Origin of the sequence: Psychromonas sp. L1A2, assembly GCF_009828855.1 — a bacterium.
Lineage (GTDB): Bacteria > Pseudomonadota > Gammaproteobacteria > Enterobacterales > Psychromonadaceae > Psychromonas.
The window spans coordinates 1896366-1912387 of record NZ_WUAG01000001.1; the positions used below are offsets into that span (position 1 = coordinate 1896366).

Below are 16022 nucleotides of genomic sequence, written 5' to 3' on the forward strand. Positions count from 1 at the left end.
TTTTCCTTTCATTTATTTATCTTCATCTATATTACTATTTTTCGCTACTGAGAATAAGTAGAAATACAAACACTCCCTTATAAGTACCTGTTTGATATTAAAAATATCTTAGTTCATGTATATTGATAAATATGTTACTTTAATACTATTATTGTATGGCAGCTGTATAGGAATGGATCCATCTTAGAGTTTATTCAATTATCGCAAAAGGATTGGCTGTGTTCTCAGATATAAATGTTAAAGTTATTATTGGTTTATTCTGCTTATCTATCATGGCATTTTTATCACATCGATTAGGCATAGTAGATACTTCATATCCCATTTTAATTAACACTAACGAAAAGCCTAAAATCCTGATAAATAGCATGTACGTAGATGCAGATGTAGATGAAAAACAGGGCATATCGATACAGTGTAAATTAACTAAACAAGAGGGATACAACTTTTGCGGCATTGGTATCCCACTGACTGATGGAACCAGAAGTAATGGTTTAGACTTAAATAAATTCAACCGATTAGCTGCTAGAATCACATACACAACACCTTCTGATAAAGCCAAATTAAAAATTACATTTAGAAATTTTAATGATACCTATTCTAATTTAACAGATCCTGTATCACTCAAGTTTAATAGTATTGCCTATGCCCCTGGCTTACATGAATTACCTGTTGTAATTCCTTTCGATGCACTACAAGTTGATAATTGGTGGGTAGAGCAATATAAAGTTGGCTTTGGCAACAGCCAAGTCGAATTATCAAACGTTTCATATTTAGAAATATTAACCGATGGCATGCACACTATTGGTGACTATCATATTGAAATACAAAGTATTGTTTTATATGGTCAACTCATAACAGAAGCAAATTTGCTTAAACTTATATTATTAATTTGGTTAATCACTGTTATATTTCTAGTCACTTTTCAGCATAATATTTTAAAACGTATGTCAATTACAGACTCTTTAACGGGGTTATTTAACCGTCAAGGCATAAGCAATTGGACTAACAAAAAAATATCATACCGTGTTAATCGTCAAAAACTATACATGTTTTATTTAGACTTAGACGATTTCAAAAAAGTAAATGATACCTATGGTCATAAAGTAGGAGACCAATTACTTATAGGATTTTCCCAACATATTCAGAGCTATTTAGACAGTATTGAAAATATTCAATACTCATTTGCTAGATTATCTGGAGATGAATTTGCATTAGTTATTTTAGGTTTAAAAGAAAGCCAAATAAAAAACTTTGCCGCCAGTTTACTGTGTGTTTGGGACTCACCCATTTTACTTGAAGAACATGAAACCTATGCTCGAGCAAGTTTAGGCATTGCACAATTAAGTGAAGAGATTAATACATTTGATGAGTTATTAGCAAGAGCTGACTCAGCAATGTATTATGCAAAAAAAGATGGGAAAAATCGATTTAAGGTTTTTAACCAAACAGTATCTCAAGATATATTTTTTCGTAAACAAACTGCTGAAAAAATCAAAAACGCCATCATACAAGATAAGTTTTATTTAAATTTCATGCCAATATTTGATGCTAAAAGTTTGAATATGGTCAGTGTTGAAGTGTTGTTACGGGCTAACGATCAGACATTACAATCTATCGGGCCCGAAGTGTTCATTCCAATAGCAGAAGAATATAACTTAATAAAAAACATAGACTTATGGGTTATTGAAACCACTTTTAAGCAAATAAAAAATGAGTTCTCTTTATTAAATTTAATACCTTTAATATTCTGTATTAATATTTCATCAGTAGAATTACATAACCCTAATTTTGTTAAGAGATTAACAGAATTATTAGAATTATATCAAATAAAGCCTCAACAAATTGAACTAGAAGTCACTGAAACTAGTTTAGTAGAAGCTGATTTAATGAGTGTCTCAACACTTCAAGAAATTAATGCATTAGGTATTAATCTTACATTAGATGATTTTGGTACTGGGTATACAGCATTTTCTCAGTTGATAAACTATCCCGTGAGTTGTTTAAAAATAGATAAAACTTTTATTGATAACTTAAGTTCAGCAGACAAAACTAAGTCTACGATGATCAAAGCTATTCTTTCGATTGCAGAGTCATATAAATTAAAAACAGTAGGAGAGGGTGTTGAATATTATGAGCAATATTCATTTTTGTTAGAACAAGGCTGCGATATGATCCAAGGTTATTTATTCTGCAAACCAATATCTTGGGAAGATTTAAAAAACTCATTATGCGATCCCAATCAACAAAAATTACGACAAGAGAAGATGCTTAATCTTAGTAAAAATTCTATTACTTAATAAGTATTGCCATTGCATTATCTTTTAAATCTATAATCATATTCTTAACACCATAACCCATCACAACAGGTAACAATAAAAGAAAATGGTATATCTACAATCATTTTAGTGATGATTTTGGATATGCCAACTAAGTTAAACATTTTTCTTTAGCTTATTATTATAGTTATTTACCAAAGTACTATAGTAAATAATGGGCTATGCGTTTTTTCAATTTTGATTATTGTATTTGAAGACCTGTATTTTACATTTTGATATTTTTGATCTACTACTCGATGAATAACTTTTTTATGCGTAATTCGGTTTTTATTATTTTGTTGGTGCTTATATGAATTTATATGTGCGCTTTTTGAATAATGATTTGAGTGATTTTGTGAATGCTTATGACTCTGGTTATGGTTGTCGTTATGATTATAGTTATTTGCATTAGCTTGTGACGTGAACGTAAAGCTTAGTACTAATATTGATGCTACTAATGTTAATTTATTTTTCATCTGTATTTTCTCACTTTTAAATTATTATTTAAGATTTCGTTTCAATGAGTACACTATAGAAGTGAAATATGTAGTAAGTTTGAAGAAATTATGGAGGTTTATCTATTTATTCTGTGATAGTTAGACGTATTGTTAGACCTTTATATATTCTTTAATTGATCTTTTAAACCAAAATTCATTTATAAACTTATATTGGTAAGGTGTGATACTTATGTTAAAGATTGAAGCAAAATATTTTAAATATATAACATTAGTAATGAGTTTTTTACTTTCTACATTTGTTTACTCTGACCAGGAGGAACTTCTAAACATTGAACAATTACTTTGGGAAAATAGAATTATATTAATTTATTTAAGTAATGAAGATAACGGCGACGATATTGAAAATAAAAGGTTATTAACTAAATATAAAGCTCAAATAAATGAACGAGAACTCATTTGGTTTATAATAAAAGAGTCAGAAATAATGACAAATTACCCAAATAAACTATCAAATGAGTTTATAAGTAACACTAAAAATAGGTTTCCAATAGAAAGAAATAAAGTACTGCTGATCGGTAAAGATGGTGGTATAAAAGCCAAAGGAGCCGAGCTTAATTTGAATTTCATTTTCGAAGAGGTTGATAGCATGCCGATGAGACAACAAGAAATTAAAAATAGCATCGAATAACTCACTAGTTTTATTACTTGGATTCAAATAATAAATAATAAATAATAAATAATAAATAAATAGCCTTTGGTGTATTTTAAAAATACCCAAACCAATTAAATTAAATAAGCTATCTAATTTTTAGTAGAATAAGTGACTTAGTTTCAGGTGTAAGTTGAGGGATATGGTGGAAGTTAACAATACAATATATGGTGTAGGTGATCGCTCTTATAAATTGGCGGGTGAATTGCCAGGCATTATAAAACTGGTGAATGATTTTTATATGAATATGGATACGCTATCAAAAGCAAAAAATATAAGAAGTATGCATTCAAAAGACTTATCCGATTCTAAAATAAAGTTATCTTATTTCTTATCTGGCTGGCTAGGTGGTCCTAAACTATATGCTAAGCACTTTGGAAGCATTAACATTCCTATGGCGCATAAACATTTAAAAGTTGGTATTGAAGAAACTGAAGCATGGCTCTTATGTATGAAAAAATCTGTCGATAATCAACCTTATGAAGATACTTTTAAACTTTATTTAATGACGCAGTTAAGAGTACCTGCTGAAAGAATTAGAATGCTTTCCAATAATCAATAAAATTTAAAAGGGTGGTTCGATCATTTAAACTATTTTAGTTAATAATTTTATTTGTCTTTTTTACACCTTTATTCTCACAAGGTATTTAGAATGAAAATAATTTCCACTAACATTTCAACAACAAAAACAATATTTCATAATAAAAAAGAAATTAAAACAGGTATTTTTAAATCTCCAACCTTTAATGAAATTGCTATTACTAAGCTTAATATCATTGGCGATGAACAAGCTGATCTTATTAACCATGGTGGAGAACACAAAGCGGTTTATGCTTTTTCTTCTGGCCATTATGAACATTGGAAAAAAGAACTTAAAAATCAAAATATATCATTTGGTATGTTTGGAGAGAATTTTACTATTTCTAATTTATCTGAAGAATATATTTATATCGGAGATCAATTTAGGATAGGTACTGCACTACTTGAAGTTAGTCAACCTAGAGTGCCTTGTTTTAAACTTGGTATAGCTCTCGATAATAAAAGTATCTTAAAACTTTTTACTCAATATTATTGTACTGGTATTTATTTTCGAGTGATAGAGCCAGGAGTAGCAAAGACAGGTGACGAAGTTATTCTTGAAAAAGAAGCTGCACATAACATCTCAATTAGAAAACTTTTTCAAGCTTACTTTGATAAAGGTTATATAGATTATAAAAGTGTTTTGTCTGAAGCTTACTGCTTAAAAGAACTTGCACCTGAATGGAAAGAGAAGATAAAAAAGAAACTCTCTTTAAATTAGATTTTAAAAAAACATCCTAAATATATTAAACTGCTTAGTGAATGAATTATACTTTTTAATAGGGCACTTCAGGTTTAATCTGCCATATGAATTTATAATTATATTCATTTTTAAGTTATATTTATATTTTATTTTAACATTTAGTAATATTTTTAGAAAAAATCGTACCCAGTTTTAATATTTAAGCTAGATTACCTTAATAAGCTTACAGATTTTAATGTACAGCGATTATTTTAAATTAAAAATTACGTAAACCTCATATGTAGCAAGGGATTCAGAGTGTTTTCATATAAAACGAATGAACTTAAATTCCTTGTGTTGAACTCTATAATGATGAAAATGTAGTCATATTTTATTTATTCACTGGTATATTCTGTTTTATTGGCTTATTCAATAGCTTGTAAAATCCATTTAATCGTTAATATTTTGAAATATGATATAAGTTTATCTATATAACTTAATAAATAAGCTTTAACAAACAATCTGTCTAAGCGTTATAACTTTGTATTTAACGCAAAACCGCCGAATAAGGATAATAGTATATTATACATTTTATGTTAAATAGAATTATGTTCAATACGATAGGTTATTTTGGTAGATAGCAAAGAAGATTCCTTATTTAAATATTCTATTTAACATAATATACATTATGCGCAGTTATGTGTAATATTTATTTATTCATGGTCTGTGTGGTAAAAATCATTCAATATGAGATTGTCGTCAACCGTGAGATTTTTAACATTGTTGCTTACTCATTGTTTTAAAGTGGAAATAATAATTCTATTCGTATTTATTGCTCTCTTAATCAGAAAAGTTAGCAGTTTTTTTTCTAAAATAAATGATTACTTTCCACATTCATATCTCTGTAAGTTAATTAATCTTCATATAATTAACTTTTCCGCCTCTACGTAAAATCTAAGCTTGTTACAGCTGTTATTACCCATAGATTTCACAGAGCTAACTTGTAGGTTCGTTACTATATGCTGTCACGTAAAATCTGAGACTTTTGTGGTTGATATTACCCGTAGATTTTACACAGAAAACTCATCTCTAAATCTAAGTTACCATTAAACATTTTGCCTCTTACTTACAGTTAATTAAATATTATTAACTTTGTTAACTTACTTAATTGGGTTTGTTACTTATCTGTTAACCAACTGAAATATAACCAGCCAACAATATTTAAAACTTCACTTAGTTATCTACTAAGCACTTATAATTTTTACCTGAAATTTATATCCTAACCAACTATTTATTAAATTATTTAATGGGTGCTTAAGATTCTCTTTAATCCAATATGTTTATTAGTTTCCAATTCATTGATTTGTTAGCAGACAATTATCTAGGGATTATATTAGACTTAAATTGAGCGAGATTCTGACAAGTCAGTTATTTAACTATTCAAGTAGGTTAAGAATAGTAAAATAAATTATTAAGAATTGGATTGTTACTGGTTGTTAAAGTTTAATAAGGCTAGATTTCATAGCTTATTGAATACAGACTGTGTATATAAAAATTATAACAAGTACCCTTATGTTTAAACACCTATAACAACTGCGTATTTAACCAGTATTGTTGTAAGGCCCGTAATAATGTGCTTTTTGCAGTGCACGATGAAAATGTGAAACAAGCGCCCTTTTATTTATAACGAATTTCGGTGTTTAATAGTTTATTTGGTAGCTTATAATTTCTCAAAGTTTCGTTGCTAAGCAAAGTATGTGTTCAATATAATCACTAGGAGCATCGCCTTTTTCTGAAAGTAGGTTTATTGGTAATGGCTTTAACAACTTAATTATTATCGGAGATGGGGATATTTCTAATAATTTAAAAATTGTCTTTAATTTCTACTCTTTATAATCCTTGAGTAACTCCTGCAAAATATCAAGTGAATTAGTAAATAGTTCAAGCCATATCTATTATGAGAAGCGTATCTAATAGCGGTATTTTGCGTTGACGAAAGGTAAGCATCAAGAAGAATAAGATATGATCAAAGCAGAAATTTACTAAGAAATAGTAAGCTTCTGCTTTAACTAAATATTAAACTTCTCAAGGCCATAATTTATGCGCCGTTATCATAATTTATCAGACGATAAAGTTTGTCATTCTATTCATTAATCATAGTATTACTAGATAATGCTCTTATAAATCTTGATGCTTGGTGATATTTTTCACTACCCCAAGGCATCATTCTATTTTGTGGATAGCTTATATATAACCACCTCTTTGCACGTGTAACAGCTACAAAAGCATTGTTTTTCTCTTCGTTTAATTCTTTTGGACTCGTTGCACGATAATCAGGAAAAACTCCATCACACATACCAATTAAAAAAACGATATCTTTCTCTAACCCCTTCATAGTATGTACAGTGCTTAGTGTTAACCCTTTTCCTTGCGTTTTAGAGTCCAGTTTTCCTAATGTCATAGCATTTCTGAACGATTTGAGGCTAGATCCTAGACCATCAGCTTTGAAAGCAGTCCATCGGCCTCTAAATTCATCAAGTTCTTGAATACTAATATCCAATTCATTTATATCTGAGTCAGATAAATCATCTGCTTTATATTCTTCAATATTATCTCTAATATTTTTACAAAACTTCGGAATGTTTGGAGCTTCAATATTAAGACTGCTAATCTTCATTAATAGAAAAGCTTGAACCCTTGCCAAAGGTAAGTCTGATAATTCAACAACATTTGACCATTCTTGTAAAAGATTCTCATCATCCCATTGTTTAGGTTGTTCAACTTGAAGTAAAGAACAGAGTTTTTTACCATCAATCCAATCTTTAGGATTTAACTTTAACCTAATTGCATAATCTAAAATTTTGCCAAATAAAGAATCGGGTTCGGCTTGTCGCTCACCTTTATTGAAATGGTACATAATGTTTTTTTCATCCAGCTTTTCTTGGAGCTTTTTGAATACAAATTTATTTCTTCCAATAACTACCACTTTGTCTAGGGTAATTTCACCTTCTATGTCTTTATGAGATTTTAACTTCATCAAATATTCAATAGTATTAGTGACCCAATTAGCTTCAATAGACTCATTGAAGCAAGGCTGAATTGTGACACCTCCTTCATAAGCCATTTCATGATTAATTTGGGAATTAGGTTTAATGGAATTAGCTACATTAATAACAGCTTTACTGCTACGGTAATTCTCTTTTAACGAGAAAGTTTTTGGATTGAAATCATTCAGAAAGTCATTTTCAAAATAATCTTTCGAACCATTAAACCCATAAATCATCTGATTAGGATCTCCTACCATTAGAAGGCTTTTTATTCGTTCCCCACAGAAGATTTTTATTAATTCATATTGGGCTTTATTTAAATCTTGGGCTTCGTCGACACAGACATGCTTGTACATAATTTGATATGTTCTTGCTATATTTGAATGCTCATTCAATATTTTATATGCCAAGAATAAAATATCATTAAAGTCGATACCGCCACTGTTTAATAATGCTTGCTGGTAGTCTTGGTATATATCATAAAATCTTTGTTCACTTGGATAGCGCTCTTCAATTTCTAAGCGTTCAGTTAATAGCTCCCGTTTAATTTCAGAAAAAGCATCCATATATCCTTGCATGACCTGATTACGCTTACGTTTTTCGGCAGAATCATTTATGTTCAAGTATTCATCTATATCAATATTGCTGTCTCTTAACGATTGTAAAAAAAGCTCCATTCGATCTTGATCACGCTCATAGATATGCAAATCATTAGACAAACCGATAGTATGCCCATAACTTTCTATAATAGTTTGGGCAACTGAATGAATTGTTGATACCCAAGTTCTCTCTTCAACACCATCAAAATCAGCAAGACGCGCTTGCATCTCATAAGCAGCTTGATTAGTGAACGTGAGAGCTAACACTTTATCTTTTTTAGTATTCTTAAGGATGTATCTAATTCTTTCTGTTAATACCCTTGTTTACCTGAACCAGCCGATGCTAATATTTGTATTGGTGTTTTTAGATCAAACTCGACTATTTCTTGCTGCAAATTGGAAAGAGAAATCATATTTTTATACCTGCCTTAATTTGCTCAAACAATGCGATTATTTTTGGTGGTAAAGCATCAGGTTGTAAACTGCATAAATGGTCAGCAACAACTTTCGCATATTTGGTTTTATCAGAATCTAAAATTTCCAAAATTGCCTTTCTATAACCAGCATCTCCTAAATAGTCGTAAACACCACATTCATAGATAGGTTGTGAACAAGTTTCACATGCTGGTTTATCCGATAAGACAGCTTTAGTTTGCTTTCCTTGTTTTTTTGCAATGTATTTAGAAATACGATCATCACCATCATGAGCCTTTATTGCCGTTTCAACTTCCCCCTGAAATCCATCATCTAACAAGTACCCTTCAAAATCAGTCCCCTCTAATATTGTTATATTGGATGCAGTGGTGATATCAGTTTCTCCATACACTTCGCTGTAAACTTTCTGTAAGCCCTTGATCGGTTTATCTTCCCCATCAGTGAAAATAAAGACTGGAATATTAAAATCTCTAGCAAAAGTTAGATAAGGTTTATATTTAGAGCCCGACCCTCCAACTCCAATAAAGTTAACTCCTAAGATAAACGGAGCTTTCTTAAAATACGTTTCAAAAAGCAAAGGAAGTGCCTGAGCTTCAGTCTCCCCTTCAGATAATACTACTGCTGTAGCAAATAATAATTCACCCTTGGAATGTATAACTTCACGATGAATTTTTCTTAATTCTTCTGGCGGCAAGCCCTCCTTAAGAGAAAATACACTTGTACCTTGCCCATTAACTTTTGCTATGACTCTTAGATCTTGTTGGTTTGCCAGTGCAGCTAAATAAGGGGAATGTGAGCTTATTATAGTTTGGCCTTTAATGTCAGTAAGTTGTTTAAGGGTGTAGATGTGCTTCAGGTTCTTCTGCTGCAACAATAGGGAAAAAACACTCCTCTTCAGCGATATGTTTCTTTTCTAAAACCTCAATAAACGCTTTAACAGTTAACATTGATGCCCAACTTCTTGTCCCCATCCCATGATATTCCATAGAGAAAGAGTTAGTAGCATCTTCACCAAAATGAATAGAAAACCTTTTTGCCAAATCTCTAATTTTTTTAGGAAAAGGAGTGATATCTGCTTGCCCTTGTCCCTCAAAGGATTGGCTTAAAGTATCAAGATGAGTCTTGAGATCGCTTAACACTGTACTTTTATCTATAGCACTTTCATTAAGTTCTGCGATTAATTCTTCAAGTGCATCTTTATCATCACTTTCAAAATTTATGTCCGATAATACTTTGCCAATGTATGATGTTTTTTCACGTAATTCTAGGTGAATATCTCTCTGGGCATCAATAGCTATAAATGGCATAACGTCAATTCGTTTGAGTATTTTATTATTTATTTTTGCGCTATCATCAGTCCAGTATTCAAATCCCCCCCAACGAGACAACGGATAACGAGTAACTTTAAAGCCACCTTTTATGCTATCTTTCTCGCAGATAGTTCTAATCCCAACAAAGTCATTCCCTTCAATATCTGCTTGAACCAATTCACCAAATACCTCTACCCACTCGTCCAAAAAAGCATTTATTCGTTTACTGCTTTCATCGACAGGTACAATCAAAATATCTATAATTATTTCTAGTTGAGCAGCATCATTATTATCAATGTAAAAGTCCTCATCAGTTAAATGCCGAGAGTAATCGCCTAAAGATAGCTGTAATGCTTTGATAATAGATGTTTTACCTGCATTATTTTGCCCTATAAGAACAGCGACTTTTGGTAAAGACATCTCTAAGTTTGCAATCCCCCTAAAACCTGAAATTCTTACTTCATTAATTAGAATAGCCATTTAACTTTACCTTTGTAGAGAGCACTTTAATTGTTATTTTTTTGTTATCTATATTTCACTTCTAATGAAGGTGTAATCTTTATGTAAATAGAAATAACTTGCAACTATTTTACTCAAATTGATAATTAGATTATGCACCATATTTAGTATGCCTTAAATTCTTATTTTATTTATGGCCCTTTATCATTTTTTATCTAATACCTGTTCTTGACTCAATTTACGAACTTGCTCTTTCTCTCGAAGCTGAACACGACTTATTTCAACTTTTTCCTTTGAGTATTTCTGTAAATCGAGTTTTAATTTATCTGATAATTCTCGCGGTCTTTGTCATTGATTAGTGATTTATCGCTTATCACTTCATTAAATAGTTTCATATCAGATTCAGAAATTTGAATTAAATATGGATTGCCTAAATCAACTATTGTAGCGAATGCCTTTGAAGAGTTCTTTTAAAGAGCAAAAACAGTAGTTAATGCGTTGTCATTATGTTGAACAGCTTTAACCAGTAAATCATTGTTTTTAAACGCTTCTTTTGCTCTTAATGCATATAAATTATTTAACACATATTTACCTGCTTCTAATCCATTTTCAATACTCTTTTCAAAGCTTGAGGATCATTTTTTATTCTATTTCACCAGTCCTTGAAATAGCCTTTATGTGTAGCGGTATATCTAAAGATGATGATTGGGATTCCGTTGAACTGGGGGTTTAGTATTCTGGCTTTACTCCAGTAACGAAGTAAACCCGAATGCACATTTTGTGTATTTGGGTAGTTGAATTATCAAACGTAACGGGGACAAAACATAAATCGATTTAGTCTTATAACAAAGTAAAAAAGATATATATTGTTAGTAACAGAAAGCAAACCTATTCATCAGCTTTCAAATTTCGAACCAGTACATTTCCACTAGGCAATATTATAAGAAACGATAAATTCTTTTCCTTCGACATGAAATTGTTTTTTATCTTCAAAATCAATATCTTTAAGAATATGTATATTTTCTCCCACCAGAAATAACTCATAAAGGTCAGCTTTTTCTTTTGAAAAACTAAGTTCATTTTTTGTTATGTGAAACTTATTACCAGAGAGGGTCTTAACTTCTACATATTTAGTAATACCGTCACTATTTGTGTATTTAATATCGCAACCATAACTATCATCATCCTTCGAAATCCAAGTAACTTTGCCTTTACCATACTTATCTTCCAAGTATTCATAAGCATATTCTTCAGAACTATCTCCAATTTCTTTCTTACGATTATCATTAGACGAAGAATGCTTATATGGTTTTTTACTTTTCCCACGAGGGTTATTCGGTTTATTTGGGAGGCCTAGTGTAGCTTCTTTCGCTTTTTTGATTGGCTTCTTAGCTTTTGAATCACTACCCTCTTGCTCGGATTTAGCTTCTTGCTTCTTAGCTAAATTCGCAGCAATATGATCTGTTATTACTTCTATTTTATGAGAAAAATAGAGGAGGCTTAGATAGTCTATATTTCCTTCTAGGCTATCAACATCAATTTTCATTTCGTTCTGCTGAACTATTGAAATGAAGTCGACTTCAGTTGCATTTACTCCATCTAAAGAAAAGTTATTACTTATAAAGACCTGAACAGCTTTACTGTAATCAACACTTAAGGTTAGTTTATTGGCCTCTGCAATTTTATTAATGTAGTTATTGTTATATTCATAGTTGTTAATTATTCTAGTGAAGTTTTTTTCTTCATGGTTATCTATGCACCAAGAATACAGTTTTTTCTTAAAATCATATAAATTGCTTTCAAAGGCTTGTTTCAAGTTTATTTTATGAAACTCAAAAAAATCAATTTCATAATAAGAAAATCTGCAATTATTAAATTCAGCTATATCTATTTTTAGCTCTTCAAACAAACAGGCGATACTTTTACAACTATCAAAATTATTTAAGTTTGAGTAAACAATGCCAGTGATATCGCTTTCAACCTGTAAGTCATTTACAACACTTACTAATAGCTCTTCATCAGTAGCAAACTCATATTCATTGCAAATCAATGTATATACAGTTTTCCAAAATGAATAATATTCATCAGTTATACCTAATAGTTCTCTGGTTCTCGAAAGCTCATCTGCGCCAATATCATTGCGAATTGTTTGTTCTATATATGAATCTTCTTCCTTAATCATGTCCCGAAATATTTTAGTTTCTTGAATATCAAAAACTAAGCCAATAATATCAGCAAAGCACTCCTGAAATTCAAAACAGTGCCTTAGCTCTTCCAATGAAGAATATTTATCAACTTTTATAAAATAGTTTTTGTTATCTTTTACATAATCATTATTATCAAGTTCAAATGTCTCTTCATCAATTGTATACAGTACATAATCACAAATATTAATTGAGATGTTTTTTAACTTCGAAAGCTCATCTTTTGCTTCTTTATCTTTTTCAATATTTTGAATTCTATATACTAAAATATATTGTGTTATCTTCCCTAGGAAGGTAGAAAACTCTTCATTTAAAGCTTCTAATATCGTTTTCTGTTTAATTTCTATTTTTAGAGAGCTTAAATTATTTATACCAAAAAATTCAATTACTTTGGGAGTGCTTTGCCTTCTAGGGTAGTTAAAAATGGCTTTCGAAGAGGTTATTTGTTTAGGTAGTTTTATGTTGCCATTGTAATAAACATCTTTAACAGGGAAATATTTTTTTACATCATCTTTAATGGCAAATAATTCAGTATTAGAAGTTTCTAAAACCTGTGAGTTTTTTTCGAAATGTTTAATACAGAGCTTATAAATTACTTGTGTTTGTTTACCTTCAGAAGAGTTCTTCTTCAAAGAGTCAACGATCCTATTAACAGCCTCGATTGATAACTTTTCAAATTTATCTACAGAACCAAGCTTTATTAGTACACTTTCAATGTCTGCTCGATTTAAACCATATTTTTCAAAGCCTTTATATTCAAAATTAAACTTTAGCTCATTAATTAACGGACTCCAGTTATTGTTACCAACAAAGAAATCTTTAAAAATTCCTTTTGATTTCACTTTATAAATAATGAAGGAAGGTTTTGTAATAATTATATGTTGATAACTGGTAGTGGACTCTCCAACCTTGGAGTACTTAAAGATATCATCATTACTAAAGTTATCTAATTGTTTATAGATTAAGGGATCTAAACAAAACCAAATTACTAATTTCTCTAGTGTGATTTTTTCAATAATTTCAGTGAACTTTGAGATTTCAGTATATGAATGAGAGTTTCCTCTATAATTAATGGGCTTTTTATAATGTTCAAAAACAAAATTACTATATTTATACTTTTGAATGTCTTTATGCGTAATGAACTTAGTGTATTTGTTTACACCTAACCACAAAAAAAATTGTTCAACACTTTCTAAATCCTGGTCGGTAAAACTAAATGAATGAAAATCAGAAAGGTAATTTACATCATCAAGTATCCCATCAAATAGAAACTCAGTCAGTTTTCCAGATGGGTAACTGCTAGATAAATATAAATCCTTTGTTTCTGAGATAAGCCCCCTTTTATTTAATAACTGAACTTTAGTAACATTAGGTATCTGAGTTTTATCGAATTTTAAATAATTCTCATATAAGGATAAAACCATTTTACTAATTAATTCAGCGTTAGTAGATGGGTCATCAGTTATTAACTTGTTTGTGCTAGATATTATTTTTTGTATTACTGGAACCGGCTGATATTGTTGAATATTTGTAATTTCATTTAAAAGTTTTTGTAGCTCCCTAGTTTTATCACTTGATTCAATATCAAACTTAATTACTAGCTGGGCAAACAATTCTCTATGCATAAACTTTATGTTTACATATTCAGGAAGAGAGAAATTTTGAGTTGAGGGAGTGTATACGTCATCGTCTAGTGAAATTACATCATTATTACTATCAACTAAAAATTCTAGTTTAGTTTTGTGTTTGAACGACTTATGAAACATAAAAATCAATGAGGCTCTTTCTTTAAGACAAGAAATACTTTTACTTAACTCTGTCAAAGGCTTTGTACTAATACTTTTTTTTATATCAAACGTTGCAACATCAATTGATCCATCCGAAGGAATTATTAGATTCTTAAACAAATACTCCTTCTTTACACTTTGAACAAATACTGAAAGATCGTTAATGAATAAGACTTCTGATTTACTTCTATATCTACCGTCTAAACATGGAAATATATCTAAATTTTCAATTGCTTCATCAATAGCATCATAAAACCCTAGATCCAACAATACATTATTAGGATTTGAATATGAAAGCATTTCCAGCGCTTTAAAGTTGACACTAGTTTGAGTTAGCTTCTTTGCTGTGGATATTATTAATTCAACTAGCTTTTCTAAAATAAATCGATTTTTAGGGCTATTGTTTATTTCATTTCGAGAACTATTGAGTTCAAATGTTCCATGCACAATAAAAGGAAGATCAATAATTAATTTTGTGGGAAAGTATGCAAAAAGTTCTTTAATATGACAGCTTAAATCATCTTGAAGAGCAATTTTTAAATCATAAAACTCTTCTTCATTTTCTTTATCCCAATACTTTGAGGGTAACCTTTCTTTCTTTTCAAAAACAGTCCACTTTTTTGACAAATCAGCTTTGTTAATAGATAGAACTGGATCTTCATCAATATATACTTCAAGAGTTTGTATCGAATTTAAAAATAGTAATATTTCATTTTTTAAACCACTAATTTGCTTTTTGATATCTTTTAGAAATTTAGGTTTATAATTTATTCTTATACTTGTAACCCAGTCGTTATTAGCTTTATCTGAAATTTTAGGAATTGATAGGAAGGGTATCGGATAAACACTTTCTGGTAAATTTTGATCCTCTCTTATTTCAGCACGTTCTTCTGGCGTGAATAACTCATCAAATACTTGGTTAACTATTGCATTAGAAAATTCAATATTTAACCCTTTGCTGTTTATTGATATTTTCTCACTCCAATTAATAATTGAACGAAATCCCAATCCCTTATTTCCAATATACTTTTTTGAAGTTTTAGGGCTCAAATTTGAAATCATTAATGACTCAATACCTTTGAAACTAAATGGAGTACACTTTTCTTTTTCCCCTCGATTTGAAATAGTTAAAGTATTATTAGTCGTATTTAATTCAATTCTGACTTCTTTTGAACACTCATCATCAGCATTCTGTAACAACTCTAATAATTGCCTGCCGTTATATTCTTTTTCAGTCTCAACTTCTCGATTATATGCAGAAACCATATCAGCAGGAGACGTTTGATAAACCTCTTTTCGATTGTTAATTTTTTCGAGTATTAAAGATTTGATAGCTAAATCCTTCAGTATTAGATAAGTAGTAATTAACTAAAAATGTAACTTACATATATCACATCAACTACCCACTTTGATCATTTGAGTAATTAGAATAGGTTTT

8 protein-coding genes are annotated in these 16022 nt (G+C 30.1%); 4 read left to right on the forward strand and 4 right to left on the reverse strand.

Going from position 1 to position 16022, the window contains the following annotated elements; all coding sequences use genetic code 11:
- The first annotated feature begins 218 nt into the window (after positions 1-218).
- The 4 genes from GQR59_RS08150 (at position 219) to GQR59_RS08165 (ending at position 4782) form a co-directional block, all read left to right on the forward strand.
- A complete protein-coding gene (locus GQR59_RS08150) occupies positions 219-2297 on the forward strand; it encodes a putative bifunctional diguanylate cyclase/phosphodiesterase (protein WP_160061495.1) in 2079 nt (692 codons plus the stop codon).
- Positions 2298-3002: 705 nt separating this feature from the next.
- Positions 3003-3461: a DUF4174 domain-containing protein gene (locus tag GQR59_RS08155; RefSeq protein ID WP_160061498.1), complete on the forward strand. Its 459-nt coding sequence runs from the start codon at positions 3003-3005 to the stop codon at positions 3459-3461.
- 166 nt (positions 3462-3627) lie between these two features.
- Positions 3628-4044, forward strand: coding sequence for a group II truncated hemoglobin (locus tag GQR59_RS08160; protein ID WP_442966182.1), 417 nt, complete (start codon positions 3628-3630; stop codon positions 4042-4044).
- A gap of 90 nt (positions 4045-4134) precedes the next feature.
- Positions 4135-4782, forward strand: coding sequence for an MOSC domain-containing protein (locus GQR59_RS08165; RefSeq protein ID WP_160061502.1), 648 nt, complete (start codon positions 4135-4137; stop codon positions 4780-4782).
- 2104 nt (positions 4783-6886) lie between these two features.
- Here the strand turns inward: GQR59_RS08165 and GQR59_RS08170 are convergent.
- The 4 genes from GQR59_RS08170 to GQR59_RS08180 all read right to left on the reverse strand — a co-directional run bounded on the left by GQR59_RS08170 (position 6887) and on the right by GQR59_RS08180 (position 15850).
- On the reverse strand, positions 6887-8656 hold the full coding sequence (locus GQR59_RS08170) for an ATP-dependent helicase (protein ID WP_201288037.1): 1770 nt from the start codon (positions 8654-8656) through the stop codon (positions 6887-6889).
- A gap of 142 nt (positions 8657-8798) precedes the next feature.
- Entirely contained in the window at positions 8799-9698 is a 900-nt protein-coding gene (locus GQR59_RS18465; protein WP_201288038.1) for an ATP-dependent nuclease, read from the reverse strand.
- A complete protein-coding gene (locus tag GQR59_RS18470; RefSeq protein ID WP_201288039.1) occupies positions 9658-10614 on the reverse strand; it encodes an ATP-dependent nuclease in 957 nt (318 codons plus the stop codon). Before GQR59_RS18470 ends, GQR59_RS18465 begins: the two co-directional genes overlap by 41 nt.
- Before the next feature lie 907 nt (positions 10615-11521).
- Positions 11522-15850 carry a DUF3883 domain-containing protein gene (locus tag GQR59_RS08180; RefSeq protein ID WP_160061504.1) on the reverse strand — a complete coding sequence of 1443 codons (4329 nt, stop codon included), beginning with the start codon at positions 15848-15850 and terminating at the stop codon, positions 11522-11524.
- Between the last annotated feature and the right edge of the window lie 172 nt (positions 15851-16022).

Bases quoted from the DNA above. Each gene is read 5' to 3' on its own strand.
- GQR59_RS08155 (WP_160061498.1), top strand. From the start codon at position 3,003: ATGTTAAAGATTGAAGCAAAATATTTTAAATATATAACATTAGTAATG.
- GQR59_RS08165 (WP_160061502.1), top strand. From the start codon at position 4,135: ATGAAAATAATTTCCACTAACATTTCAACAACAAAAACAATATTTCAT.
- GQR59_RS18470 (WP_201288039.1), bottom strand. From the start codon at position 10,614: ATGGCTATTCTAATTAATGAAGTAAGAATTTCAGGTTTTAGGGGGATT.
- GQR59_RS08180 (WP_160061504.1), bottom strand. From the start codon at position 15,850: ATGGTTTCTGCATATAATCGAGAAGTTGAGACTGAAAAAGAATATAAC.